25 protein-coding genes are annotated in these 25,232 nt (G+C 58.6%); 23 read left to right on the plus strand and 2 right to left on the minus strand.

Annotation, left to right across the window (positions count from 1 at the left end):
* The first annotated feature begins 205 nt into the window (after positions 1-205).
* The 17 genes from AC5I5B_RS14040 (at position 206) to folD (ending at position 15,257) form a co-directional block, all read left to right on the plus strand.
* Positions 206-877, plus strand: coding sequence for a response regulator transcription factor (locus AC5I5B_RS14040; protein WP_003503381.1), 672 nt, complete (start codon positions 206-208; stop codon positions 875-877).
* Positions 878-982: 105 nt separating this feature from the next.
* Positions 983-2,263: a flagellar hook protein FlgE gene (locus AC5I5B_RS14045; protein WP_003503378.1), complete on the plus strand. Its 1,281-nt coding sequence runs from the start codon at positions 983-985 to the stop codon at positions 2,261-2,263.
* Between the two features lie 22 nt (positions 2,264-2,285).
* Positions 2,286-3,764, plus strand: coding sequence for a flagellar hook-associated protein FlgK (gene flgK, locus AC5I5B_RS14050; protein WP_003503368.1), 1,479 nt, complete (start codon positions 2,286-2,288; stop codon positions 3,762-3,764).
* Between the two features lie 3 nt (positions 3,765-3,767).
* Positions 3,768-4,871, plus strand: a complete 1,104-nt coding sequence (locus AC5I5B_RS14055) for a flagellar hook-associated family protein (RefSeq protein WP_020010439.1) — start codon at positions 3,768-3,770, stop codon at positions 4,869-4,871.
* Between the two features lie 34 nt (positions 4,872-4,905).
* Complete coding sequence (gene flaF / locus AC5I5B_RS14060) at positions 4,906-5,250, plus strand: flagellar biosynthesis regulator FlaF (protein ID WP_003503365.1); 345 nt, start codon at positions 4,906-4,908, stop codon at positions 5,248-5,250.
* Positions 5,247-5,696: a flagellar biosynthesis repressor FlbT gene (gene flbT, locus AC5I5B_RS14065; RefSeq protein WP_003503362.1), complete on the plus strand. Its 450-nt coding sequence runs from the start codon at positions 5,247-5,249 to the stop codon at positions 5,694-5,696. Before flaF ends, flbT begins: the two co-directional genes overlap by 4 nt.
* Positions 5,687-6,157 (plus strand): flagellar hook assembly protein FlgD, encoded by a 471-nt coding sequence (gene flgD / locus AC5I5B_RS14070; protein ID WP_003503359.1) that lies wholly within the window; start codon positions 5,687-5,689, stop codon positions 6,155-6,157. Before flbT ends, flgD begins: the two co-directional genes overlap by 10 nt.
* Positions 6,158-6,205: 48 nt before the next feature.
* Complete coding sequence (fliQ, locus tag AC5I5B_RS14075) at positions 6,206-6,472, plus strand: flagellar biosynthesis protein FliQ (RefSeq protein ID WP_003503352.1); 267 nt, start codon at positions 6,206-6,208, stop codon at positions 6,470-6,472.
* A gap of 157 nt (positions 6,473-6,629) precedes the next feature.
* Positions 6,630-8,717 (plus strand): flagellar biosynthesis protein FlhA, encoded by a 2,088-nt coding sequence (flhA, locus tag AC5I5B_RS14080; RefSeq protein WP_003503351.1) that lies wholly within the window; start codon positions 6,630-6,632, stop codon positions 8,715-8,717.
* Positions 8,714-9,469, plus strand: coding sequence for a flagellar biosynthetic protein FliR (fliR, locus tag AC5I5B_RS14085; RefSeq protein ID WP_003503350.1), 756 nt, complete (start codon positions 8,714-8,716; stop codon positions 9,467-9,469). Before flhA ends, fliR begins: the two co-directional genes overlap by 4 nt.
* 14 nt (positions 9,470-9,483) lie before the next feature.
* The gene (locus tag AC5I5B_RS14090; RefSeq protein WP_003503349.1) at positions 9,484-9,903 is read left to right on the plus strand and encodes a hypothetical protein; all 420 of its coding nucleotides are present in this window, start codon (positions 9,484-9,486) and stop codon (positions 9,901-9,903) included.
* A gap of 115 nt (positions 9,904-10,018) precedes the next feature.
* Positions 10,019-10,576, plus strand: a complete 558-nt coding sequence (locus AC5I5B_RS14095; RefSeq protein WP_003503348.1) for a rod-binding protein — start codon at positions 10,019-10,021, stop codon at positions 10,574-10,576.
* 29 nt (positions 10,577-10,605) lie between these two features.
* A complete protein-coding gene (locus AC5I5B_RS14100) occupies positions 10,606-10,974 on the plus strand; it encodes a hypothetical protein (protein ID WP_003503347.1) in 369 nt (122 codons plus the stop codon).
* Positions 10,974-11,513: a flagellar basal body-associated FliL family protein gene (locus tag AC5I5B_RS14105; RefSeq protein ID WP_003503346.1), complete on the plus strand. Its 540-nt coding sequence runs from the start codon at positions 10,974-10,976 to the stop codon at positions 11,511-11,513. Before AC5I5B_RS14100 ends, AC5I5B_RS14105 begins: the two co-directional genes overlap by 1 nt.
* A 202-nt stretch (positions 11,514-11,715) precedes the next feature.
* Complete coding sequence (locus AC5I5B_RS14110) at positions 11,716-12,390, plus strand: WecB/TagA/CpsF family glycosyltransferase (RefSeq protein ID WP_035212561.1); 675 nt, start codon at positions 11,716-11,718, stop codon at positions 12,388-12,390.
* A 114-nt stretch (positions 12,391-12,504) separates the two neighbouring features.
* Positions 12,505-14,280: a GumC domain-containing protein gene (locus AC5I5B_RS14115; RefSeq protein WP_111833710.1), complete on the plus strand. Its 1,776-nt coding sequence runs from the start codon at positions 12,505-12,507 to the stop codon at positions 14,278-14,280.
* Between the two features lie 77 nt (positions 14,281-14,357).
* Positions 14,358-15,257 (plus strand): bifunctional methylenetetrahydrofolate dehydrogenase/methenyltetrahydrofolate cyclohydrolase FolD, encoded by a 900-nt coding sequence (folD, locus tag AC5I5B_RS14120; RefSeq protein WP_060722905.1) that lies wholly within the window; start codon positions 14,358-14,360, stop codon positions 15,255-15,257.
* An 18-nt stretch (positions 15,258-15,275) separates the two neighbouring features.
* On the opposite strand, the gene AC5I5B_RS14125 is transcribed toward folD, so the two are convergent.
* Entirely contained in the window at positions 15,276-16,301 is a 1,026-nt protein-coding gene (locus tag AC5I5B_RS14125; RefSeq protein ID WP_111833814.1) for a LacI family DNA-binding transcriptional regulator, read from the minus strand.
* A 274-nt stretch (positions 16,302-16,575) separates the two neighbouring features.
* Between AC5I5B_RS14125 and AC5I5B_RS14130 the strand changes: the two genes are divergently transcribed.
* The 6 genes from AC5I5B_RS14130 (at position 16,576) to AC5I5B_RS14155 (ending at position 23,665) form a co-directional block, all read left to right on the plus strand.
* The gene (locus AC5I5B_RS14130) at positions 16,576-17,937 is read left to right on the plus strand and encodes an ABC transporter substrate-binding protein (RefSeq protein WP_099085654.1); all 1,362 of its coding nucleotides are present in this window, start codon (positions 16,576-16,578) and stop codon (positions 17,935-17,937) included.
* A 154-nt stretch (positions 17,938-18,091) separates the two neighbouring features.
* Positions 18,092-19,105 carry a carbohydrate ABC transporter permease gene (locus AC5I5B_RS14135; protein ID WP_111833709.1) on the plus strand — a complete coding sequence of 338 codons (1,014 nt, stop codon included), beginning with the start codon at positions 18,092-18,094 and terminating at the stop codon, positions 19,103-19,105.
* A gap of 1 nt (position 19,106) precedes the next feature.
* Positions 19,107-20,267, plus strand: a complete 1,161-nt coding sequence (locus AC5I5B_RS14140; RefSeq protein WP_003503335.1) for a carbohydrate ABC transporter permease — start codon at positions 19,107-19,109, stop codon at positions 20,265-20,267.
* Positions 20,268-20,304: 37 nt separating this feature from the next.
* Positions 20,305-21,960, plus strand: coding sequence for a beta-galactosidase BglA (gene bglA / locus AC5I5B_RS14145; protein ID WP_111833813.1), 1,656 nt, complete (start codon positions 20,305-20,307; stop codon positions 21,958-21,960).
* 21 nt (positions 21,961-21,981) lie between these two features.
* Positions 21,982-23,070, plus strand: coding sequence for an ABC transporter ATP-binding protein (locus AC5I5B_RS14150; protein WP_111833708.1), 1,089 nt, complete (start codon positions 21,982-21,984; stop codon positions 23,068-23,070).
* A gap of 238 nt (positions 23,071-23,308) precedes the next feature.
* A complete protein-coding gene (locus tag AC5I5B_RS14155; RefSeq protein WP_034501163.1) occupies positions 23,309-23,665 on the plus strand; it encodes a hypothetical protein in 357 nt (118 codons plus the stop codon).
* 19 nt (positions 23,666-23,684) lie between these two features.
* Here AC5I5B_RS14155 and AC5I5B_RS14160 read toward each other — a convergent pair whose 3' ends face one another.
* On the minus strand, positions 23,685-25,049 hold the full coding sequence (locus AC5I5B_RS14160; protein ID WP_111833707.1) for a metallophosphoesterase: 1,365 nt from the start codon (positions 25,047-25,049) through the stop codon (positions 23,685-23,687).
* Positions 25,050-25,232: the final 183 nt, after the last annotated feature.

Genomic DNA, 25,232 nt, shown 5'->3' on the forward strand with positions numbered 1-25,232 from the left:
CAAGCGGTTTTTTCGGAATTTTGAAATTTCTACACAAAAATTTTGTGCCATATATGGTTAATACCCACTATATATAGATCAAATCGGCACAAAATGGTTAATCAATTATTAATAACTATCGATGATTTCCTACAGTTGTCGCTGAATCCCCCGATTCGTACCAATGCCTCATTGGAAAACACCACACTGATTCGGAGGCGGACGAATGATCGTAGTGGTTGATGAGCGCGAGCTCGTTAAAGACGGCTATACATCTCTATTTGGGCGTGAGGGCATTCCCTCGACCGGGTTCGATCCGGTCGAATTCGGGGAGTGGGTCTCGACGGCGGCGGAAAGCGATCTGGCGGCTGTGGAAGCCTTCCTGATTGGCCAGGGCGACCGGAGCTTTGCTTTGCCGAAGGCGATCAGGGATCGCACGACGGCGCCTGTCATCGCGGTCAGCGACCAACCCTCGCTGGAATCCACGCTGGCGCTGTTCGACAGCGGCGTCGACGACGTCGTGCGCAAGCCGGTTCATCCCCGTGAAATCCTTGCACGTGCGGCGGCTATCCGCCGCCGGCTGCAGGTCATCTCGAACTTCACAGATGCGGGGCCGATTCGGGTTTTCTCCGACGGCCGCGACCCCGAAGTGGGTGGCGAGGTATTTCCCTTGCCGCGCCGCGAGCGTCGTATCCTCGAATATTTGATCGCCAATCGCGGACGCCGCGTTTCCAAGGCGCAGATTTTCAATGCCATCTACGGCATCTTTGATGACGACGTCGAAGAAAACGTTGTCGAAAGCCATATCAGCAAGCTGCGCAAGAAGCTGCGCAAGAAGCTTGGCTACGATCCGGTCGATTCCAAGCGGTTCCTCGGCTACAGCATTGATTGGCAATGATTTTCATTGACCCGCGTGGTCTTTTTCAAACGCGGTATTTCCGACAGCTTCACGCAAGCCAAACGCTTTACCTTCTCCCTGAAAGATGACCACGAGGGTTTTTGAATGAGTATTTTCGGCACTATGCGAACCGGTGTGTCCGGCATGAATGCGCAGGCGAACAAGCTGGGGACCGTGGGCGACAACATCGCCAACGCAAGCACCACCGGTTACAAGCGTGCATCCACGTCGTTCTCCTCGCTCGTTCTGCCCTCCTCATCGGGCAGCTACGCCTCGGGCGGCGTACAGTCCAATGTTCGCTACAGCATTTCGGAGCAGGGAAACCTCTCCTACACCACCTCGAGCACCGACCTTGCCATTCAGGGCAACGGCTTCTTCGTGGTTCAGGATGGATCGGGCACGCCTTACCTGACGCGCGCCGGTTCGTTCCAGAAGAATTCGGAAGGGTACCTGGAAAACGCGGCCGGCTTCCAACTGATGGGTTACCCCTATGGTTCCAACCCGCCGGCGGCCGTCGTCAATGGCTTCACGGGTCTTGAAGCCATCAATGTCAATAATTTCGGCCTGACGGCATCGCCCTCCACGCAGGGCAGCTTCCCGGCCAATCTTAACCGTGGCGATACGGCTGTGGCCGCGGCATCGCTTCCGGGCACCAACTCCGCAACTGCGACGTTCGGCAACAAGACCTCGTTGACGGCATTCGATAGCGGCGGTGCGAAGGTACTTTACGATTTCTACTACACCAAGACTGACGACAATACGTGGGAAGTGGCGGTTTACCGCCAGGACCAGTCGACGAATGGCGGATTCCCCTACACGGCAACGCCAATAACTGACCTTGTTCAGGAGAAAGTCGAGCTGACATTCGATCCTGCTACCAACAAGCTCACCCCCACCTCGGATAAATCGATTACGATCAATGACCAGGTCAGCGGCGTGGCGCAGGCGATCAACATCGACCTGTCTGAAATGACGCAGTTCTCGACCAAGTTTACGCCCGGTACTGCAGTTCTCGATGGCAACGGTCCGAGCCAGATCAAGGACGTCGAAATTGGCAAGGACGGCCTGGTAACGGCGGTCTATCAGGATGGCGGTCGCCGCAATATCTACCAGCTGGCATTGGCCACGGTGCCGAGCGTCGACAACCTCAGCCCGCAGAACGGTAACGTCTATCTGCCGAGCAACGAGTCGGGTGTTGTCACCATCGGCTTCGCGCAGACGGGTAGCTTCGGTTACATCCAGAAGGGTGCGCTGGAAGGGTCGAACGTCGATATCGCCAGCGAACTCACCGACATGATTGAATCCCAGCGTATCTATACAGCGAATTCGAAAGTCTTCCAGACTGGATCGGATTTGATGGACGTCCTGATCAATCTGAAGAGATAATACTTCTCACGAGGACAGATGAATGTCGCTCACGTCAGCAATGAATACTGCGCAGTCGATTTTCAATAATACAGGTAAGCAGACGGACGTTACCTCGAAAAACATTGCCAATGTCGGCAATGCGAACTACGTCAAGCGAACCGCCATTCTCGGCACGACCATGGCTGGAGCGAGTATCGTCTCCAACGGTCGTGCCCAGAATGAAAGTCTTCTCAGGCAGACAATCTCCAGCTCTTCTCTTGCTTCCGGCCAGAGCACCGTGCTCAATGGCCTTCAGGAAATGAAGAGCGTTTTCGGCGGCAACGATTACGAGAGTTCGCCGGCCACCTATATGAAGGAACTGCTGAAAAGCCTGGACGCTTACGCGGCCAAGCCGAGCGATGCCGCTCTGGCGGCGACGGCCGTCACCTCGGCCACGGATGTCGCCAGTTCCCTGAACAAGGCTTCGAGCGAATTGCAGGCGATGCGTCTGCGCGCCGACAAGGAAATCTCCCTCCAGGTCGACAAGCTGAACGGGCTGCTCGCGAAGTTCGAGGAAGCCAATAACGAGGTCAAGGCGCAGACGGCGATCGGCGGCGATCCGAGCGACGCTCTCGATCAGCGCGAAGCGCTTCTGAAGGACATTTCCTCCATCATCGGCATCAATGTCGTCAATCGCCCCAACAACGATGTGGCGCTTTATACGACTGACGGTGCGACGCTGTTCGAGATCGTGCCGCGCAGCGTGACCTTCAAGACGCAGCCGGGCTACGATGCGACGACCACGGGCAACGCCATTTATGTCGATGGCGTAGCGCTGAAGGCGGGCAGCGGCAGCAACACAACGGCGGAAGGATCGCTTCAGGGCCTGATGCAGGTGCGTGATGATCTGGCGCCGACGATGCAGAGCCAGCTCGACGAAATCGCGCGCGGCCTCATCACCATGTTTGCGGAAAAGCCCGCGGACCCGACCAGCGGTCTGCCAGACATGCCTGGCCTCTTCACCTACGGTTCGCCGTTGGCGACGACAATTCCGCCGGACGGAACTGTCTCTCCGGGGCTCGCGGCCAGCATTACCGTCAACCCGGCGTTAATTATTTCCAAAGGTGGCAATCCGGAATTGTTGCGTGACGGCGGTATCAACGGTACCGATTACGTGATCAATACCGCAACATCGGGTGGAACCGGTTTCTCCGCCCTGATCCGCAGCTATGTCACTGCTTTTGACGCGCCCATGAATTTTGCCGCGTCGACACGTATCGATACGAATACCAGCATCCTGAAATACGGCACCAACTCGATGGGGTGGCTCGAACAGGAACGTTCCGGCGCGACTTCGGCAAACGAAGCGAAAAGCGCGCTTTATGAGCGCTCGGCCACTTCCTATTCGAACAGCACGGCGGTCAGCCTGGACGAGGAACTGTCACTGCTCATGGATATCGAGCAATCTTACAAGGCCGCGACCAAACTGGTGACGACCGTTGATGAAATGCTCAAGTCCTTGATGGACATGGTGAGGTAAACGATGAAAACGTCATTCATTTCATCGCTGGCGATGCAGAACAGCATGCGCAGCACCATCCTCAAGGCTCAGCTTGAGATGACCAATCTCAATACCGAGCTGACGACGGGCAAGCATGCCGATCTCGGCGTGACGCTGGGCGCCAATACCGCCCGCAGCCTCGATCTCAATCGCGATATCGACCGCATTACCTCGCTGGTCAGCGTCAATTCGATTGCAACGCAACGCCTCAAATCCTCGCAGACGGCGCTGGACGGCATGGCGAAGGCCGCGCAGGAGATTCAGAAGGTTCTGGTCCCCAATACCAGCAGTGAAGCACCGACGCTGTCGACGGTCGCCCAGACCATCTCGAATGCGTTCAACAACTTCACCAGCTTCGCCAATACAGCGGTCAATGGCGAGTATCTGTTCTCCGGCATCAATACGGATGTGAAGCCTGTCGATGACTATTTCGCGGATGGATCTCCGCTGAAGGAAGCCTATGAGACGGAGCTGAACGCATTCATGGCGGCGCAGACGCCGCCGGTGGGTGATTTCGCCAGCCTGTCGAAACCGCAGGTCGAAGCGTTCATGACCCATATCGAAGGCGTGTTCAACGGCACGACCACGGTCACGAACCCGCCGCATAGCAGCCTGACGGCCGGCCAGAACTATGATTTCTGGACGACCTTCGGTTCGAAGGCGAGCGACACCAACATGACGAGCCGCATCAGCCAGAACGAGGTTGTCGAAACGTCGAGCAACAGCAATTCGCAGGGCATGCGTTATTTCGCATTGACCGCGATGACGTCCATGACCTTCCTCGACGCGAAGGTGGACAGCGGCATCCGCGAAATGGTGGCGATGAAGTCGGTGACCAATATCGGCACCGCCATCAACGGTCTGAACCAGCAGCAAAGCCAGCTCGGTCTTTCCGAAAGCCGTGTCTCGAAAGCCAATGATTCGCTGGAGGCCCAGAAGAAGATCATCGAAACGCATCTGCTGGATATTGAGGGGATCGATACCTACGAGGCGAAGACCCGTCTCGATCTGCTGCAGCAGCAGATTGAAATCGCATACAGCCTCACGTCGCGTCTGCAAAAAATGAGTCTGGTAAACTACCTCTGATGAACAGAGGTGGCGGCAGATAAAGGATACATGAATGTACCAGTTTTCCTACGCCGAAATCATGGAGGATGGTGTCGCCAACGCGAAAGATCGCGAGCGGCAGGCGTTGACCAAATCGATCGACCTTCTGGTGGAGGCAAGGGACTCCTCCTCGCAGCGGCCCACGATCGAAGCACTTTTTTACACTCGACGGGTCTGGATCCGCTTCATTGAGGATCTCAAGCAACCCGACAACCAGCTGGCCATGGAACTCAGAGCCAATCTGATCTCCATCGCGATCTGGATTTTGAAAGAGTGCGAACTGATCCGGAAACGTCAGTCGACGAATTTCCAGGGCATAATTGACGTGACAACCATCATCAGGGATGGACTGAAATGAAAAGTACACTTCGAATTTCGCTGAAATCGGGCGAAAAGATTTTCATCAACGGCGCGGTTCTGCGTGTGGATCGCAAGGTGGCGCTTGAATTCCTGAACGATGTCACGTTCCTGCTTGAAAACCACGTTCTGCAGCCCGACCAGGCGACGACGCCGCTCAGACAGCTTTATTTCATCGCGCAGATGATCCTCATCAACCCGGAAGGGCGCGATCAGTCGACCAACATGTTCCGCAAGTCGGTCAGCATGCTGCTGAATTGCTTCCAGCATGACGAGGTTCTGGCGGAACTCAAGCGGATCGACGGGCTGGTTGCGTCAGGCAAGGCTTTCGAAGCGCTCAAGGCTATTCGCGGTCTTTATCCGATCGAGGAAAAAATCCTCAACAATCAGGAAATGACCCCGGCAACGATCGAACAGATTCGCAAGGAGATCGCACCATGGCGGTAGATGCAGTCAATGCGGCAGCGGCAAACCCCTGGGCGAATGCCGGGGCGAGCAGCAGTGACAAGAACGCGGCCTCGCTGAACTATGACAGCTTCCTGAAACTCCTCATCGCCCAGATGAAGAACCAGGATCCGACCAGCCCGATGGATGCGGGTCAGCAGATGTCGCAGCTGGCAAGCTTCTCGCAGGTCGAGCAGACCATCAAGACCAACACCCACCTGAAGAGCATGCTGCAGGCGGAAGCCCTGACGCGCGCGTCCGATCTCGTCGGCAAGACCGTCATGAGCTCCGACGACAAGGTCACCGGCGTGGTCAAGGAAGTGCAGGTCTATTCGGACGGCGTTGTCGCCATCACCGAAGCTGGTGACAAGGTACTGCTGCAGGCCGGCGTGACCTTCTCGAATGGTCCAATCAAGAGTACAGCTGATGGTGGGACCGATTCGAATAAGCCGGCTGGTTCCTGATATTGAAGAGGCGGCATGACGCCGCCTTTCCGGAATAAGGATGCGACGATGAACGAGGCCGATGCGCTTGATATCATGCAGGCGGCAGTCTGGACGGTTCTCGTCGCGGCCGGTCCGGCGGTTCTCGCCGCCATGATCGTCGGTGTCGTCATTGCCTTCATTCAGGCCCTGACCCAGGTTCAGGAAATGACGCTGACCTTCGTTCCCAAGATCGTCACGATCATGCTTGTCCTCGGTGTCGCCGCCCCCTTCGTGGGCGCGCAGATATCGCTCTTTTCCAATCTCGTCTTTTCCCGCATTCAATCTGGCTTCTGACGCCCGTCCGCTATGGATGCCACCTTCGCGCAAGCTTCGGCGGCTAGGGATAGGCTGAAGCATCGGGCCGAATTGCGTTCGCTTTTCGAGAACCGGTGCCGCGGAACCGTGCGGCGGCTTTTCCGTCGCCCTTCTCATGAAGAGACAGGACGATTTTATGGCGCAACCACCAGTCATCTCCTTGCCCAAGGTAAGTCCGAGCATGCGAGACATCGGTTTCGCATTGGGCATTGTGGCGATCCTCTGCGTTCTCTTCCTGCCCATTCCGGTCATTCTGGTGGATATTGGCCTGGCGTTTTCGATTGCGCTTTCGGTGCTCATCCTCATGGTGGCGCTCTGGATTCAGCGGCCGCTGGATTTCTCGTCTTTCCCTACCGTGCTGCTGATCGCGACCATGATCCGCCTGTCGCTGAACATTGCGACGACGCGTGTCATCCTGTCCCACGGCAATGAGGGGCCGACGGCGGCCGGAGGCGTGATCGCGGGCTTCTCCAGCCTCGTCATGTCCGGCGACTTCGTCATCGGTCTCATCGTCTTTCTGATCCTGATCACCGTCAACTTCATCGTCATCACCAAGGGCGCAACGCGTATCGCCGAAGTCGGCGCCCGCTTCACGCTCGACGCCATCCCCGGCAAGCAGATGTCGATCGATGCGGATCTGTCCGCTGGCATCATCGACGAAAAGGAAGCGCAGCGCCGCCGCCGCGAACTGGAAGAGGAAAGCTCCTTCTTCGGTTCGATGGACGGTGCCTCGAAATTCGTGCGCGGCGACGCGATCGCCGGTCTCATCATCACCGCGATCAATATTTTCGGCGGCATCATCATCGGTTATTTCCGCCACGGCATGCCGATCGGCGAAGCGGCCGACGTCTTCGTCAAGCTTTCGGTCGGTGATGGTATCGTCTCGCAGATCCCGGCCCTGATCGTATCGCTCGCCGCCGGCCTTCTGGTATCACGCGGCGGCACCGCCGGCTCGACGGATCAGGCGGTCGTCAATCAGCTGAGCGGTTATCCGCGCGCGCTGATGGTCTCGGCCATGTTGATGGGACTGCTCGCCGTCATTCCGGGCCTTCCCTTCCTGCCCTTCATCTTCCTCGGCGGCATCATGGCCTTCGGCAGCTGGTATATTCCACGCCAGGCGGAAGCCGAAAGCGCGCTGCGGCGTCAGGAAGAGGAGAACAAGGTTCTCCAGACCACCGAGGCGGAAAAGGATTCGGTCAAGCAGGTGCTGAAGACGGCCGAGATCGAATTGGCGCTCGGCAAGCAGGTTTCCACCCGTCTTCTCGGCGCGCATCAGGAGCTGGCTTTCCGCGTCGGCAAGATGCGCAAGAAATTCGCGAGCCAATACGGTTTCGTGGTGCCCGAGATCAAGGTCGCCGACGACATCATGATCCCGGAAAAGGCCTATCAGATCCGCGTCCACGGCACGACCATCGCCTCCAGCAGCCTGCGCGTCGGCGATGTTCTTGTCGTGACGGGTGCAGGGCGCAAGCCGAGCATTCCGGGCGACGAAATCCGCGAACCCGCTTTCGGCATGCCCGCCGTCTCCATCCTCGAAACCTTCACCGAGGATCTGAAGCGCGAAGGTTTCCACCCGATCGACAACGTCTCGGTGGTGCTGACGCATCTGAGCGAAGTCATCCGCAACAACCTGCCGCAGCTCCTGTCCTATAAGGACGTCAAAATCCTCATCGACAGGCTTGATCCCGAATACAAGAAGCTGGCCGACGAGATTTGCTCGTCGCACATGTCCTATTCCGGCCTGCAGGCGGTGCTGAAACTGCTGCTCGCCGAGCGCGTGTCGATCCGCAACCTGCATCTCATTCTCGAAGCCGTCGCCGAACTCGCGCCGCATGTGCGCAAGACCGAGCAGATCGTCGAACACGTGCGGGTGCGCATGTCGCAGCAGCTCTGCGGCGATCTTGCCGACAATGGCGTGTTGCGTGTCCTGCGTCTCGGCAACAAGTGGGACATGGTTTTCCATCAGGCGCTCAAGCGTGACCAGAAGGGCGAAATCGTCGAATTCGACATCGATCCCCGCCATCTCGAGGAGTTTTCGGAGCAGGCCTCGAAAGTTATCCGTGAATTCATGGATCGCGGCCTGCCCTTTGTCCTTGTAACCTCACCGGAAACGCGGTCCTATGTGCGCATGATTATCGAGCGACTCTTTGCGACCCTGCCGGTTCTTTCGCATGTGGAACTTGCCAAGGGTCTCGAGATCAAGATTCTGGGCGCCATTTCATGATAACCGACCCGCAAGGGACAATTATCGCATTGTTCCTTGCTATTTGCCGTATCGGCGCCTGTTTCATGACCATGCCGGGCTTTTCCAGTTCGCGCATCTCGCCGCAGATTCGCATGCTTCTGTGCGTCGCGGTATCCATGGCGCTTCTGCCGGTGCTATGGGACACGATCTATCCGAAAGTCTCCGGCGCAAGCCAGGGCACGGTCGTCGGTCTCATCTTCACCGAGGTCGTCATCGGTTCGATGTATGGCCTGATCGCGCGGTTCTACACGCTGGGTTTTCAGTTTACCGGCGCGCTCATCGGCGCTTCCATTGGCCTCAGTGCGCCTGGCGGTGCTGATGTCATCGAAGACGTGCAGGAAAACCAGATATCCAACTTCATCACCTTGGGCGGCCTGCTGGTGCTGTTCATATTCGATTTCCACCACATCGTCCTCAAGGCGCTGGTGGATTCCTACACCGCCACACCGGTCGGCGCGCTCATCAGCGGCCAGAAGATGCTGATTACGCTGACTGATACGCTCAGGGCCTCCTTCTCCATCATGCTGCGGCTCGCCAGCCCCTTCGTGATTTACGGCCTGATGTTCAACGTCGCGGTTGGCCTCATCAACAAGCTTGCGCCGCAGATCCCGGTCTTCTTCATATCGACGCCCTTCATTCTCGCGGGCGGCATTTTCATGCTTTACCTGTCGGTCGCGGCCCTCATCCGGCAATTCGTGGATGGTTTCGGCCCGGTCTTCATCGGCTTTTGATCGGGAGAAACGCCATGGCTTCGGACAAGCGCTCGGCTAAACTCAAACGTCTGGTAACGGTTCAGCGGCACATGGAGAAAATGGCCGAGGTGGAGCTGGCCGACACCACCCGCACCCGCACCGAAGTGGCGCAATCCATGGAGAACGTGCTGGAGGCGATGAGTTCCATGGAGCCGGTGCATCAGACATTCTCCAAGCATTATTCGGACCGCTACGGCCGTCTCGTTGTCCAGGACCGCCAGCTTGAAGGCGTCCAGCAATTTCAGGAAAACAAGGTCCTGAAGGAAAAGACCAAGGCCGACAGGCTTGAGGACAGGATGCATATCGCCCGCGATCTAGAAGATCGCGAGGCCGATGATAATGCAATCTATGATTTGTTAGAAATTACGAATGTTTCCCACACACCAGCCTCCAGCAAGGTTGGCGATCCATAATCTGTCCCATTGTTGCATCGCGGGCGTTTTTGAGGACGCCTCCGGCGATGTTTCTTGATTGAGCGGATGTGCCGGCTTTCTGTGCCGCCCATTCGTCAGCTCGGGAGATCTGGACGTGGCGATATCGGTGATAAGTGATCTGGTGATGGATGTGGTTCGCGCTGCGGACCCCCAGGAAGTTCAGGTTGCCCAGGAAAAACTCAAGGCGAACAAGGCGGCTTTTGCCGCAACCAGCCTTGCCGATGCCGGCAAGGGTTTTGGCGCCGCGGTCGACATGCTGGATGGCGCTTCCTCGAAGGCTGGCCTCGGCGACACCAATATCCGCGCGGCCCGCACCGAAATCCCGGAAACCTATCGCAAATATGAAGCCTCGGTACTCCAGACCTTCGTGGCCAACATGCTGCCGAAAGACAGCGAGGAAGTTTACGGCAAGGGTAATGCCGGCGAGATCTGGAAAAGCATGATGGCCGAACAGTTTGCCGACACGATCTCCAGAAATGGCGGCGTCGGCATTGCGGAACAAGCTTACAAGGATGCGCTGCGGAAGGCCGAAAGCAAAGGCATTACCGACGTATCGATGAATGAAAAAGACCATAATGCTGCAATTCGGATGGTGGCGGAGTTCGAGCGGCAGGTCCTCGGTGTTTCCAATGAGAAAACAGACGAGGCTTGAGAATGAAAAACCTTAACGAGGAGACAAGCATGGACCTTATGTCGAACGACCACCGTATCCAATCCGTTCTCGGCCGCCTTGAGATGATCATCGACAATGAGAACGACAATATCGGTAAGGACCCACAGTTCGACTTCAAGGTCTCCAATGCCCATAAGAGCCGTTGCCTTTATGAGCTGACGATGCTGTTCCGCGATACGCCGCGCGAGGAAATCGCCGCTGGCTATATGGAACAGGTCAAGGGCATCAAGTCCAAGCTTGCGACCAATGCCAGCCGCGTCGAGGCGCATCTGAACGCGGTTCGCGCCGTTGCGGACCTCTTGAAGAGCGCGATCCAGGAGGCCGATACGGACGGCACCTATTCGCAGGAACAGTTCATGTACGGCGCTGCCTCCTGATGTTGAAGCTTCTTCTCACCGGCGTCTGGGTTTGCGCCGTCACGCTCGGCGCGGTGTATTTCTCCGTCCAGTTGGCGACGGCGCCCGCGCCGGATGAGGCGGGGGCGAAAAAAGCCAGTCTGCAACTGGTCAAGGGCGAAAGCATCACGATCCCCGTCATCAATGACGGCGGGGTGAACGGCTATTTCCTCAGCCGGATTTCGCTCCGCGTCGACAAGACCAAGATGGCGAAGATCGAGCTGCCGGCAACGCAGCTGATGACCGATGAATTGTTCACGCTGCTCGCGGGTTCTTCCATGGTCAACATTGCCAACATCTCCACCTTCGATCCCGAAGCCTTCAAGCAGCGCATCCGCGAGGGGCTGAACAAGAGGCTTGATGACGAGGTGGTCGAGGATGTGCTGATCGAACAGCTCGATTATCTGTCGAAGGCCGATATTCGCGAGCAGAACGGTAACGGCACGCCCCGCTCGGTCAAGCTCGTCGAGGGCGAGAAGGCCGAAGTCGGAAAAGAAGCGGCTGCGGCGCCAAGTCATTGATGGCCAAGGGGCGAGGGGCTTCGGCCTGCTGCAGGATGCGGAGCATCTTTCTGGTTAATTGTCTCTTGCCGTATCCCCAAGCATTCGAGAGATTGCTTTCAAGCTAAATTCAACCTGCACCTGTATAAACAGACCCATGAACCACCATCCCGCAGGCCATGCTTCGGATCGGTGGCGATGGGTTTGGTATTGGGGGTTGGCAATGAGTTTCGCGTCAGGTTTCGCGCGGCCGGGATCGCAACGGAATATCCACGGACTGCGCGTCTGTGATCTCGATTGGAATGGGGCGCTGGAATTGGTCAGCGGCAGGGCTTCAGCCTGTGAAGGGCACACGATGCTGTCCTTTCTTACTCTCGAAAAAGCCAAGCTTTCGCTCAAGGACAATGCCTACCGACAGATTCTGGAAAGCTGCCTGCTTCTGCCGCAGGGCAAGGCAATGAGGGCCGCCGCGCGCAACGAGAATGGCGAGCCTCTGCCTGCCGCCATCGACGGCGTCGCCTTCACCATGGCGCTTCTGACCTATATGGCGGTGCCGAAGCGGATCGGTGTGGCGGGAGATGATGCGGCGCAGATCGGCGAGGTTCTCGCCAAGTTGCGGGCGCACGCGCCCTGGCACGATTTCGTCATGCTGAACCGCGATGCATCGGGCGTTAAGGTGGATGTTCTGCTGGCGGGAATGTTGAAGGAAAACCAGGAGACATGGCTGCACCGCACCGTCAGTCGCGAGAATGCGCGGGTCACCATCGCGGTTGGGCCCCTGTTCAAGGTCCTGTCATCGGAAGTGGCCGGCATGCCGGAAATTTTCCGCAAGCTTCACATGAGCTGGCTCTACAGCCTCTGCGCTGAACCCTGGCACATCGCGCTCGGCAAGAGCTGAGACAACGTCCGCAAGCGCCGCGTTAACCATTTGTTTGCCACGATCCTTTAACCTCTCGTAAGGTTTTGACAGTCGCCCGTGGCGGGCGGCACCGAGGGCGGCAGACGACTTCAGATGGTTGATGACAATCCGGACATGATGGCGATCCGCCCTGACGAGGATGATGTCGCCGCGCCCGTATCGCAATGGCGCAAACATTGGCTGCGGCTCCTGACGTCCGGCTGCATCGCCGCCGCCACCGTTGCCGGGGCAGCCCTTCCGCTTCTGCTCATCGATTCCGGCTTTCGCGGTTATGTTTCGCAGGCCCGGATCGAGGTCTCCCAGACCGCTTACGATGCCCCCGACGCGGCCCGTTTTCTGGCGATGGCACGCCGCACCCTGCTTTCACCCTCTGGGCTTGACCGTATAACCGCCGATCTCAAACTGAAGTCCGCCGATATGGTCGGCGTTCGCAATCAGGGTGAGCTTGGCCTGCTTTTCGACCTTCTGACCGGCGCGGATGCGCGTCCGCTGTCCGCGCGTGAGGCGTTGAACGGTGCGGTGGGCCAGGCGATCCGGCTGGAACTGACACCGGATGAAAATACGCTGATCGTGACCGGCAAGGCCGCGACGCCGGAAACCGCCATGCGGCTGACCGACTATCTTTCGATGCGCGTGATCGCGGATGGCAAGGCCGGCACGATGACACCAGCCATGCGCGAGACGGAGAGGGCGCGGACAAGGCTTGATGAGGCGGAAGCCGCACTGAACGGTTTCCAGATGCGTCACGGTGATGCCGTGATGTCCGAGGTGCAGCAACTTGAGCAGCAGCTGCGCGATGTAAACGACAGGCTTGCCGGAATTACCCCGCAGCAACAGTCCATCCAGGCTGATTTGACGGCGGCTTCGGCCCTGAAGCCTAATGATGTCTTTGTGAAGCCTCTGCCGGCCGGCGGGGCTTTTTCGGCGCTTGAGGATGTCAGGCAGAAGCATGCGAGCGCCAGCATGGCGCTTGCTGCCGTTTCGGTCGATTATGGCCCGAAACATCCCCGCAGCATCGCCGCCCAGAATGCCGTGGACGCGGCACAGGCACTTGCCGCCCCAGCATTGCGACAGTTGCTCGAAGGCCTGCGGGCGGATGAAAAGCGCATCGTTCAGGAGGTCGCGACCGCCAATGGCGAGCAAAGGAAATACCTAGACCGCCTGAGCGAGCTCGGTGTCGCCCCCGGCGAATTCTCGAGATTACAGGGTGAACTGGAAACAGCGCGAAATGCCTATCTGGAGGCAAGCGAACGCCGTGACCTGTCCGCATCCGCCACGCCTGCGGTCGAAACACGTTTGACCAAGAAGGCAACACCGGGAGAATTGACCCGCGACCTGACTCAGGCCGCCATGCTGACGGGCGGCGGCGCATTAATTGGCCTGTTGGGCAGTCTCTATCTCCTGAGCTACCGTCGCCATGACGAAGAAGAAGAGGGCGCATTGATCGTCGAAGACGGCGCGCAACTTCCATCCTCCGTCGAGCCGCCGGTCCAGTCTCTGCAGGTTTCGGAATTCGAACCGATCGAGCCGGCTGTGTTTGAAGATCTGCCGGATCTTGCCGCAGAGGGTAACATCGAGCCGGAGGAAGACAGCTTTGCCGATTATTATGGCGAGGCCTTCAATGACGACGACGATATGCCGCTGGACGAGCGTGTGCGGCAGGTCCTGATGGGCAGCCGCACGGTCAGGGCTGCTGATCCGGTATCCTCCGGGCTTCCTCCGCTCCTGGCGGAAGCCCTTGCCGGGCGCTTCGATCATGCTCAGGCCGAAGCCGAGGAACTGATGGAATTGCGACGTCAATTGGCGTTCCTGAGAGAGCGTCTTACCGATTACGCCGATCACCGCGAAGACTACCGCAAAACAGCCTGAAAACGCCGCATTTTAGCTTGCATTCCTGCGAAGGGGGCACCATACGGAGCCTACGTAACCCAGCAGGAGCAGGACGCATGGCAGTTGTGATTGACGGGAAGGCGAAGGCGGCTTCGGTAACGGAGGCGGTCCGCAAATCGGCAGAAGCGCTTGAGGCGGAAAAGGGCACAAAGCCCGGTCTCGCGGTTGTCATCGTCGGAAATGATCCGGCCAGCCACGCTTACGTGAACTCCAAAAGCAAGATGGCCAAGCAATGCGGTTTCAACTCCATCCAGCACACGCTGCCGGAGGAAACCACGCAAGCTGACCTTCTGAAGCTGGTCGGCGAACTGAACGCCGATGCCTCCATTCACGGCATTCTGGTGCAGCTGCCGCTGCCGAAACACTTCAATTCCGATGAAATCATCCAGTCGATCCTGCCCGAAAAGGATGTGGATGGTCTGAGCGTATTGAATGCCGGCAAGCTCGCGACCGGCGATCTCGCTACCGGTCTCATCTCCTGCACGCCCGCCGGCGCCATGCTTCTGGTGCGCGGCATTCACGGCGATGATCTCTCTGGCCTGAACGCTGTTGTCATCGGTCGCTCGAACCTGTTCGGCAAGCCCATGGGCCAGCTGCTGCTGAATGCCAACGCTACGGTGACGATGGCGCATTCGCGCACCAAGGATCTCGCCACCGTCTGCAAGACGGCCGATATTCTCGTCGCGGCGGTCGGCCGGGCGGCGATGGTGAAGGGCGACTGGGTGAAATCAGGCGCGACCGTCATCGATGTCGGCATCAACCGCATCCCCGCACCGGAAAAAGGTGAAGGCAAGTCGAAGCTGGTGGGCGATGTCGCCTATGATGAAGCAAGCGCCGTTGCCGCGGCCATCACGCCCGTTCCCGGCGGTGTCGGCCCGATGACGATCGCCATGCTGATGGCCAATACCGTCATCGCCGCCCATCGCGCAGAGGGTTTGACCGCGCCGAAGTTCTAAGCGGTTTAAAATGGCCAGCTACGCTTTCGGAGCCGGCCCCGTCGACGCGCGGACCACCAGTTCCGCCTTCCAGAGTTCCTGATGAGGTTCCGTCTGGTTGAGCTTGATCCGGTTGATCAGGCGCTGGCCCACACGCACCCCCGCAGCCCTCAGCGACGAGCGGGTGGTGGTGAGCGGCACGGAAAAATTATCGGGTTTCAGCAGCGGCAGCACGTCGTCATGGGCGATCAGCGAAATATCCTTGCCGGGTTTTAAGCCCCGCTGATTGAGCGAGCGGATCGCGCCGAGCGCAAGCGCGGTACTGGCGCAGAGGATGGCGGTCGGTTTTTCCGGGCGTGACAGCAGCGCCTCCATGCCGAGATAACCTTCCTCGTCGGTCATGCTGCCGTGCCTTACATTTTCCGCATGCAATGCCAGACCGTTTGCCGCCATCGCCTTTTCCACCCCGAGACAGCGGCGGAAGGTGAAATCATAACCCGCCGGGCCGTTCAGCAACCCGACGCGCGTATGGCCAAGCTGGAGGAGAAGCTGGGTCGCATCGCGGAAGGCGCCCTCATTGTCCACGTCGAGATAGGGATAGTCCTCCTCCACGCCGATGGAGCGGCCATGCACGAGGAAGGGCAGGGAGAGCGACTGCATCATGGCGATGCGTGGATCATTGTTCTTCATATAGGCGAGATAGATGCCGTCGACGCTGCCGCTGGCCGCCAGACCCCGCAGGGCTTCGCGCTCCTTTTCCGGCTCCGTCGGCATGATGACAAGATGAAAGCCGCTGCGCGACGCTTCCTCACCGAGGCCGCTCAGGAATTCGCCGAAATGCACATCCGAACGATGATGCTCGCCAATCGGCATCACAAGTCCGATGGAGCCAACCTTGCCTGTCGCCAGCCGTTGCGCTGCCGCATTCGGGCGATATCCGGTTTTTTCGGCAGCCTCCATGACACGGCGGCGCGTTTCGGCGCTGACTTCCGGATAGCCGTTGAGCGCCCTGCTGATGGTCGTCTGCGAAATGCCCAGCAGTTGCGACAACTGTTTCAGGTTCATGTCTGTCATTTCCTCCATGCGCGCGCCCGAGAATACGGCAAGGCCGCTCCTCACTTCCCAAAGCGCTTTAGATTTTTACCAGCCTCCACCGCATTTCTCAATCGAAAAGGATAGCCGCCCTCCTAATTAAATATGACTATTCATAAGGTGCTGCAACGTTTCCGAATAAAGAGCCTCTTGACTCTGTCTTAATGACAATGAGATGAATAGGCAGCCAAAGCGCTTTGATTGGAGAGGACGCTTTGAGCCTTTTATGTGATGGGAGGTAAATCACATGCGGAAGACTCTTTTGGCGACGGCTGCTGTCATGGCATTGCTGTCCGGTGCGGCCTTTGCCGCCGACCTGAAATTTGCACCCGGCGGGGACGCCAAGTTCAACTGGAAAAGCTACGAAGACTTCAAGGCGGCCCATGCCGACCTGAAAGGCCAGACGCTGACGATTTTCGGCCCGTGGCGTGGTGAGGACGAGGCCCTGTTCCAGTCGGTGCTCGCCTATTTCGCTGACGCGACCGGCGTGAATGTCCGTTATTCCTCGTCGGAAAACTACGAGCAGCAGATCGTCATCGATACGCAGGCAGGTTCGCCGCCCAATATCGCCATTTTGCCGCAGCCCGGCCTTCTGGCCGATCTCGCCGCCAAGGGCTTCCTCGTGCCGCTCGGCGATGTGACCGCCAGCTGGGTCAAGGAAAATTACGGTGCGGGCCAGTCCTGGGTCGACCTCGGCAGCTACAAGGGCAAGGACGGCAACAAGGCCTATTTCGCTTTCCCCTTCAAGGCGGATGTTAAGTCGCTCGTCTGGTATGTGCCTGAGAACTTCGAGGAAGCGGGCTATAAGGTGCCCGAGAGCATGGAAGACCTGCTCAAGCTCACGGACCAGATCGTTGCCGATGGCGGCACGCCCTGGTGTATCGGTCTCGGTTCTGGCGGCGCGACCGGCTGGCCGGCAACCGACTGGGTGGAAGACCTGATGCTGCGCACGCAGCCGCTCGATGTCTACCAGAAATGGACGACGAACGAGGTCAAATTCACCGATCCGGCCGTGGTCGAGGCGATCAACGAGTTCGGCAAATTCGCCAAGAACGAAAAATATGTGAGCGGCGGTGTTGCGGCCGTGGCCTCCACCGACTTCCGCGACAGCCCCAAGGGCCTCTTCGACATTCCGCCGAAGTGCTACCTGCACCATCAGGCGTCGTTCATTCCGTCCTTCTTCCCTGAGGGCACCAAGGTGGGGACGGATGCGGATTTCTTCTACATGCCGACCTACGCGTCCAAGCCTGAACTCGGCAAGCCGGTTCTCGGCGCCGGCACGCTCGTCACCATCACCAAGGAAGCACCGGCCGCCAAGGCGTTCGTCGAATTCCTGCAGACCCCGATCGCCCACGAAGTGTGGATGGCGCAGTCCAGCTTCCTGACGCCGTATAAGGGCGTGAATGTCGAGACTTATGCCAACGAGCAGATGAAGCGCCAGGGCGAAATCCTGACGACCGCGACAAGCTTCGGTTTCGACGGTTCCGACCTGATGCCCGGCAAGATCGGCGCCGGTGCATTCTGGACCGGCATGATCGATTTCGTCGGCGGCAAGTCCGCCGATCAGGTCGCTTCCGATATCCAGAAGGCCTGGGACGGCCTGAAGTAACAATCGGCCGAGCAGATTCCGGAAAAGTGTTCTGCGGTTTTCCGATCAGAATCTGCGGTAAAAAGGCCCGGCGGCTCGCTGCCGGGCCTTACCAACGGAACGGCCCGACGACCGTATAAATCAGCGCGGCGCGGAGAGGATCAAGGGAGGGAACATGGCTCAACAACTCGTGTCTGCCATCGGCGTCATGGTAGCAGGTGTTTTCGCCTGCGCTGCCTATTACTGGCTATCCGACAAGGCGCTGCAGGCAATCTTTCCCGTCCGCTCGGGAGACGTCATTCATGCATCCCGCAACCTCAACCGCCGCGCCGCCATCCGGCCGTGGCTGTTCATCGGCCCGGCGCTGATCCTTCTGCTCGTTTATCTGGTCTATCCCGTTATCGCGACGCTGATCCTGTCCTTTTATGACCGCACAGGCAGCGAATTCGTCGGTCTCGCCAATTATCGCTGGGCGTTTTTTGACGCCGGTTTCCGCCAGTCGATCTTCAACAATATTCTCTGGCTGGCCGTCGTGCCGGCCGCCTGCACCTTCTTCGGCCTCGTCATCGCCGTCATGACCGACCGCATCTGGTGGGGCAATATCGCCAAATCCATCGTCTTCATGCCTATGGCGATCTCTTTCGTCGGTGCCTCCGTCATCTGGAAGTTCATCTATGAATATCGCGCCGAAGGTCAGGTGCAGATCGGCCTTTTGAACGCGGTCGTCGAGTTCTTTGGCGGTAGCCCGGAGGTGTGGATTTCCATGCCGTTCTGGAACAACTTCTTCCTGATGGTCATCCTCATCTGGATTCAGACTGGTTTCGCCATGGTCATCCTGTCGGCGGCGCTGCGGGGCATTCCCGAGGAGACCATTGAGGCGGCGGTCATCGATGGCGCCAATGGCTGGCAGATTTTCTGGAAGATCATGGTTCCGCAAATCTGGGGCACCATCGCCGTTGTCTGGACCACGATCACCATTCTCGTGCTCAAGGTTTTCGACATCGTGCTGACCATGACCAACGGCCAGTGGAACACCATGGTTCTCGCCAATCTCATGTTCGACTGGATGTTCCGTGGTGGCGGCGACAGTGGCCGAAGTGCGGTCATAGCACTCATCATCATGGCGGCCGTCACCCCGATCATGGTCTGGAACATCCGCCAGGCCAACCGCGAGATGGAGGGCCGCTGAGATGAATATCGTAAAACGCCTTCGCCGCGTCGGCCTGCCGCGCCTCATCGTCCACGCCAGCGTCCTCGTCGTCGTGCTTCTCTGGCTTTTGCCCACGCTCGGCATTCTCGTCAGCTCGCTGCGCGACAAGGACCAGATCACCGTATCCGGCTGGTGGACGGCCTTCTCCAGTTCCGAACAGACGGCGGCCGTGCGTCTCGCTGATGCTTCCGTACAGAAGCAGGACGGCAGCCGCTATGTCATATCAGGCAATGTCTTCGAAAACGGCGCCGGCGGAAAGGTCTCCGCCTTCGGCGTGCGCGTGCAGGAGCCGAGAGCCTTCAAAGCTGGCGAGGCGGCCGATATCGGCGATGGCGAGACGCTTCTCGTCAATGCTGATGGCACCTATGAATACAGCAAGGCTTCGAGCTTCGAGGGTTCCCGTGGCAAGCGTGTCTATATTTCCGTTGGAACGCCGCCGGTCTTCACGCTCGATAATTATCGAACGGTCCTGACCTCGGAAGGCATCGGCCAGTCCTTCGTCAACTCGTTGACGGTGGCCGTGCCTGCGACCGTTATCCCCATTCTCATCGCTGCCTTTGCCGCCTATGCGCTGTCATGGATGAGCTTTTCCGGCCGCAATTTTCTGATTGCGATGGTGGTGGGCCTGATCGTCGTGCCGTTGCAGATGTCGCTGATACCGCTCCTGAAACTCTACAACGAAATCGGCAACATCTTCGGCGTGCCGTCCAAGACCTATGCCGGTATCTGGCTGGCGCACACCGCCTTCGGTCTGCCGCTCGCCATCTACCTGCTGCGCAACTATATTTCCGGCCTGCCGAAGGAGATCATCGAAAGTGCGCGTGTCGATGGCGCGAGCGACTTCGAAATCTTCGTCAAGATCATCCTGCCGTTGTCATTCCCCGCACTCGCCTCCTTCGCCATCTTCCAATTCCTGTGGACCTGGAACGACCTTCTCGTCGCCATGGTTTTCCTCGGTACGCAGAAGGACGAGCTGGTGCTGACCGGTGCCTTGAACGCGCTGCTCGGTTCGCGCGGCGGCAACTGGGAAATCCTTACTGCCTCGGCCTTCGTCACCATCGTTGTGCCGCTTGGCGTCTTCTTCGCCCTTCAACGTTATCTCGTGCGTGGCCTGCTCGCCGGCTCCGTTAAGGGAGGCTGATAATTCCATGAACGCCCATACCAAACAGGATGAGACTATGACCGCTCCGGTGACTTCCGCTTTGACGCCCAACAAGGATTGGTGGCGCGGCGCTGTGATCTACCAGATTTATCCGCGCTCCTATCAGGATTCCAATGGCGATGGCATCGGCGATCTCAAGGGCATCACCGACCGGCTGGCGCATATTGCCGGTCTCGGTGCCGATGCCATCTGGATTTCGCCCTTCTTTACCTCGCCGATGAAGGACTTCGGTTACGACGTCTCGAACTATGTCGATGTCGATCCGATGTTCGGCACACTGGCCGATTTCGACGGGCTGATCGCGGAAGCCCACCGTCTCGGCGTCCGCGTGATGATCGATCTCGTCATGTCGCATACCTCGGACCAGCATCCATGGTTCGTGGAAAGCCGCGCCAGCCGCAACAATCCGAAATCGGACTGGTATGTCTGGTCGGACAGCAAGCCGGATGGCACGCCGCCCAACAACTGGCTGTCGATCTTCGGCGGCTCCGGCTGGCAGTGGGATCCGACCCGCATGCAATATTACATGCACAACTTCCTGACCTCGCAGCCCGACCTCAACCTGCATAATCCGGAAGTGCAGGAAGAACTGCTGAATGCCACCCGCTTCTGGCTGAAGCGCGGCGTCGATGGTTTCCGCCTCGACACGATCAACTTCTATTTCCATGATCTGGAATTGCGCGACAACCCGGCGCTGGCACCGGAGCGCCGCAACGCCTCCACGGCACCTGCGGTCAATCCCTACAACTTCCAGGAACACCTCTACGACAAGAACCGCCCCGAAAATATCGCCTTCCTGAAACGCTTCCGTGCCGTGCTGGACGAGTTTCCGGATATCGCCGCTGTCGGCGAAGTGGGCGACAGCCAGCGCGGGCTCGAAATCGTCGGTGAATACACCTCCGGCGACGACAAGATGCAGATGTGCTACGCCTTCGAATTCCTGGCGCCGGATGCGCTCACGCCACAGCGTGTCGCCGATGTGCAGGCGGATTTTGCCAGGGCTGCACCGGAAGGCTGGGCCTGCTGGGCTTTCTCCAATCACGATGTCGTTCGCCATGTCAGCCGCTGGGGCGAGCATGTCGAGGATAAGGATGCTTTCGCCAAGGTGCTCTCGGCGTTGTTGATGACGCAGCGCGGCTCCGTCTGCATCTATGAGGGTGAAGAGCTGGGCCTTACTGAAGCCGATATTGCTTTTGAGGATTTGCAGGACCCCTACGGCATCCAGTTCTGGCCGGAATTTAAGGGCCGCGACGGTTGTCGCACGCCGATGGTATGGGATGCGGGCCATGCGCAGGCCGGCTTCTCGACCTCGGACAAGACCTGGCTGCCCATTCCGGCCGAACACAAGCAGCGCGCCGTCAGCGCCCAGCAGGGCAATGAGGCATCCGTGCTGGAGCACTACCGCCGCTTCCTTTCTTTCCGCAAAAAGCATCCCGCTTTTGCCAAGGGCGGCATCGAATTCCAGCCAGTGGAGGGCGATGTGCTGAGCTACACCCGCACGCTCGGCAACGAAACCGTTCTGTGCCTCTTCAATCTGTCCGCGACGTCAGCAAAGGCGACGTTGCCGGAAGGGAACTGGGAGGTTCTCGAAGGCCACGGCTTTGCAAGCGGTGTGGACGGCAGAAGCGTAGAACTTCCGGCATGGGGCGCTTTCTTCGCCCGTTACGCCTGATAGAGCAGGGAGGAACAACCCATGACAAGTCTCGTTCTCAAGGATATCCGCAAATCATACGGGCAGGTAAAAGTCCTGCACGGCATCGATCTGGAGATCGAACAGGGCGAATTCATCGTTTTCGTCGGGCCGTCCGGCTGCGGGAAATCGACGTTGCTGCGCATGATTGCGGGTCTGGAGGAAATCACCGGCGGCGAAATGTTCATCGACGGCCAGCTGGTCAATGAAATCCCGCCCTCGCGTCGCGGCATTGCCATGGTGTTCCAGTCCTATGCGCTTTATCCGCATATGACTGTTTACGACAACATGGCCTTCGGCATGAAGATCGCCAAGGAAAACAAGCAGGAGATCGACCGCCGCGTCCGCGCCGCTGCCGAAATCCTGCAGCTGACGCAATATCTGGAGCGTTTGCCCAAGGCTCTTTCTGGCGGCCAGCGCCAGCGCGTCGCCATCGGCCGTGCCATTTGCCGCAATCCCAAGGTGTTCCTGTTCGACGAACCCCTGTCGAACCTCGATGCCGCACTTCGCGTTGCAACCCGCATCGAGATCGCCAAGCTCAATGAGCAGATGGCAGACACGACGATGATCTACGTCACCCACGATCAGGTGGAGGCGATGACGCTGGCCGACCGTATCGTCGTTTTGAATGCGGGTCGTGTGGAACAGGTCGGCCCGCCGCTCGAACTTTACGAAAACCCCGCCAACCTCTTCGTGGCGCGCTTCATCGGCTCGCCCGCCATGAACATCATCGCTGGGAAGATTGTCGGGACCGGGGAGCGGACGTCGATCGAACTGGCGGGTGGCAAGACGCTCGCCCTCAATGTTCCGACCCCCGCCACCGAGCGGGGCAAGTCCGCCAGCTTTGGCGTGCGGCCGGAAGATCTGAGCATCGTCACAGGCGATGATTATCTTTTCGAAGGGAAAGTATCGATCGTCGAGGCTCTCGGTGAAGTGACCCTGCTTTATCTCGAAGCACCCAAGGGGCAGGAGCCCATCATCGTCAAGGCGCCGGGCATTGTTTCGGTCGCCAAGGGGCAAACCCTGCGTTTCGCCGCTCCGCAGGAAAAGCTTCACCTCTTTAATGCCGAGGGCAAGACCTACCGCGTCTGATTGCCGTCGACCCCAAAAACACCCCGGAACGTCCTCGTTCCGGGGTTTTTCCTGAGCTTTTTACGGCTGTGGAAAAATGACGGAAATGTCCCGCTTCCGGTCTGTTTAAGCCTGCGCTGATATGAATTGTTAAAGACTATGGCCTAGTCTCGATCCATTGACTGAGCATGGGAGTCTGGGCGTGCAGAGCGGTACGGGTGTCATCAGGAACCATTACCTGAGCAAGGAAGAATCCTTCATGTATGACCGCGAAAACCGGTTCCGCATGGAAGATACCATGAACGCAGCACGCATCGAATATACCGAAAAGGCCGTGATGCACATGGCGGCGCGCCGCTGCGACGTCATCCGCATCTCCCAGACGGAAGCGGTGCTGGCGCTGCTGACGAAATATAACCTGCCGAACCAGTTCTATCTCGATATTCCCGACGCCCGCATCACCAAGATCGGCTGCGTGATGTTGCGCGTCAACGCCAACAACACGATCCATGTCCGTTTCCTGCGCATGCTGACGCAGAAGGAACTGGACCGCATTTTCGTGTTCAGCACACATCCGGCACACAGGGACCGGAAGCTCGATATCAGGTCGTTCTGAGACCTGATGATCTGCGGCCTTAAGAAAGCCCGCCCAGAGCCGTCTGCTTCAGCTTCACATCAGGCACCTCGGTGAAGGTCAGGTCCCCGCGGCCGAAATAGGATTTCTGGTTGGTCGCGGACCAGTCGTTGCAGACCAGCTTGTAGCGCTCTTTCTTCCCGGGCTTTTCCGGCATGGCGTAGAGATAGTCGCCGGTACGTGCGGCGAGCGGAATGTCGCCATCCTGGTTGCATCGTTTGAGGATTTGCTCAAGCGCCTCGCCATCCACTTCCGTCACCATCAGCTTGCCGTCGAAACGCAGCGAGGCGTTGAAATCATAACGGCGAATATCGCCCTCAGGTAGGCCCGCGCCGAAGGAGGTGTGGCCGACGAAACCGACATCTGCGCCGGTTTTTGCGGCGATAAGCTGCGCCACATGGCGGCCCGCCTCGTCGACGGTCATCGCCTTCGCCGATTTGCCGACAACTTCCCGTTCTTCCGCAGTCAGGTGTTTTTCAAGCGTCTGCTCGATCAGGGCCTTGAGGGCAGGGGATGCGGGAGCGCCGCGATCGATGGCGATCGTCTCGATGGCCGCAGCCTTGCCGGGAGCCGCAAAGGTCGCCACCGTCATGGAGGTGCACCATGAGCCGGTGTGGACATAGCGGGTAGCACCCTGTTCATGCACGAAGTTCAGATGGTCATGGCCGCCGACAAGCAGGGTGCCATCCGGCAGCAGCGGCAGGATATCGCGGTCTGCGACGACGCCGGCATGGCTGAGAACGATGTTGATCGCGTCCGGTTTGACGATACCGGGAAGATTGGCCTTGGCCCACTCGACAGGCTGCGGAATGTCGAGCATTTCGCGCGTGGCCTTCGGGTAGGTGTTGATCGCATTGGTGGCGAGACCCGTGAGGATGACCTTCCGCTGGCCAACGCTCACCTCGGCACTTTCGGGCGCATAGGGTTTGCCGCTGCGCTTGTCGATGATGTTGGAAAGCACGGTGATGCCGAGCGCACGGGCGCGGCTGACGAAATTGGCAAGGTCATTGTCGATATCGGGCTCATGATTGCCGATATTGATGACCGTGGGAGCGAGCTTGGCCAGCGCCGTGAGGAAGGTCCATTCGATCTCGCCGGCCGAACGTGTAGCCACCGCGTTGCCCAGTTCGAAAAGATCGCCATTCAGCAGGATGATGTGGGGCGCCTTGTCAGCGGCGATGCGCGTTTCGATGGCCGCGAGAAGCTGGCCGATGCGCTCATAGGCCGAATGCAGGTCGGAGATGACGATTGCACGCAGGGCCACGTCCTGCGCCATGACAGACGTTGCCGCCACCATCAGCGGCAGCATGGCGGTGCCGGCCATAAGCTTCAGCACATCGCGGCGTTTGCTTGAGAAAATCGTCATGTCAGGCCCCATCATCCGAAACTGCGCCGTCGTCCCACGGCTGGCTGGAGAAGGCCCTATAGGGCGATCATCACAGTCGCATGACAAGTTTGACGTTTAAGATATGGGAAATAAAGCGGTTTCTGGCGGCATCCGGGTGACACCGCAAAGTAGGGTTGAAAGGCGAAGGCCGCATCAGGCCAT

The organism is Agrobacterium sp. (assembly GCF_059499945.1).

Bases quoted from the DNA above. Each gene is read 5' to 3' on its own strand.
- AC5I5B_RS14150 (WP_111833708.1), top strand. From the start codon at position 21,982: ATGACAAGTCTCGTTCTCAAGGATATCCGCAAATCATACGGGCAGGTA.
- AC5I5B_RS14045 (WP_003503378.1), top strand. From the start codon at position 983: ATGAGTATTTTCGGCACTATGCGAACCGGTGTGTCCGGCATGAATGCG.
- AC5I5B_RS14140 (WP_003503335.1), top strand. From the start codon at position 19,107: ATGAATATCGTAAAACGCCTTCGCCGCGTCGGCCTGCCGCGCCTCATC.
- fliQ (WP_003503352.1), top strand. From the start codon at position 6,206: ATGAACGAGGCCGATGCGCTTGATATCATGCAGGCGGCAGTCTGGACG.
- AC5I5B_RS14110 (WP_035212561.1), top strand. From the start codon at position 11,716: ATGAGTTTCGCGTCAGGTTTCGCGCGGCCGGGATCGCAACGGAATATC.
- flbT (WP_003503362.1), top strand. From the start codon at position 5,247: ATGAAAAGTACACTTCGAATTTCGCTGAAATCGGGCGAAAAGATTTTC.
- flhA (WP_003503351.1), top strand. From the start codon at position 6,630: ATGGCGCAACCACCAGTCATCTCCTTGCCCAAGGTAAGTCCGAGCATG.
- AC5I5B_RS14155 (WP_034501163.1), top strand. From the start codon at position 23,309: ATGTATGACCGCGAAAACCGGTTCCGCATGGAAGATACCATGAACGCA.
- AC5I5B_RS14040 (WP_003503381.1), top strand. From the start codon at position 206: ATGATCGTAGTGGTTGATGAGCGCGAGCTCGTTAAAGACGGCTATACA.
- AC5I5B_RS14135 (WP_111833709.1), top strand. From the start codon at position 18,092: ATGGCTCAACAACTCGTGTCTGCCATCGGCGTCATGGTAGCAGGTGTT.
- AC5I5B_RS14055 (WP_020010439.1), top strand. From the start codon at position 3,768: ATGAAAACGTCATTCATTTCATCGCTGGCGATGCAGAACAGCATGCGC.
- AC5I5B_RS14130 (WP_099085654.1), top strand. From the start codon at position 16,576: ATGCGGAAGACTCTTTTGGCGACGGCTGCTGTCATGGCATTGCTGTCC.
- flgD (WP_003503359.1), top strand. From the start codon at position 5,687: ATGGCGGTAGATGCAGTCAATGCGGCAGCGGCAAACCCCTGGGCGAAT.
- AC5I5B_RS14100 (WP_003503347.1), top strand. From the start codon at position 10,606: ATGGACCTTATGTCGAACGACCACCGTATCCAATCCGTTCTCGGCCGC.
- AC5I5B_RS14105 (WP_003503346.1), top strand. From the start codon at position 10,974: ATGTTGAAGCTTCTTCTCACCGGCGTCTGGGTTTGCGCCGTCACGCTC.
- bglA (WP_111833813.1), top strand. From the start codon at position 20,305: ATGACCGCTCCGGTGACTTCCGCTTTGACGCCCAACAAGGATTGGTGG.
- AC5I5B_RS14115 (WP_111833710.1), top strand. From the start codon at position 12,505: ATGGTTGATGACAATCCGGACATGATGGCGATCCGCCCTGACGAGGAT.
- folD (WP_060722905.1), top strand. From the start codon at position 14,358: ATGGCAGTTGTGATTGACGGGAAGGCGAAGGCGGCTTCGGTAACGGAG.
- AC5I5B_RS14160 (WP_111833707.1), bottom strand. From the start codon at position 25,049: ATGACGATTTTCTCAAGCAAACGCCGCGATGTGCTGAAGCTTATGGCC.
- AC5I5B_RS14125 (WP_111833814.1), bottom strand. From the start codon at position 16,301: ATGAACCTGAAACAGTTGTCGCAACTGCTGGGCATTTCGCAGACGACC.
- fliR (WP_003503350.1), top strand. From the start codon at position 8,714: ATGATAACCGACCCGCAAGGGACAATTATCGCATTGTTCCTTGCTATT.
- flaF (WP_003503365.1), top strand. From the start codon at position 4,906: ATGTACCAGTTTTCCTACGCCGAAATCATGGAGGATGGTGTCGCCAAC.
- flgK (WP_003503368.1), top strand. From the start codon at position 2,286: ATGTCGCTCACGTCAGCAATGAATACTGCGCAGTCGATTTTCAATAAT.
- AC5I5B_RS14090 (WP_003503349.1), top strand. From the start codon at position 9,484: ATGGCTTCGGACAAGCGCTCGGCTAAACTCAAACGTCTGGTAACGGTT.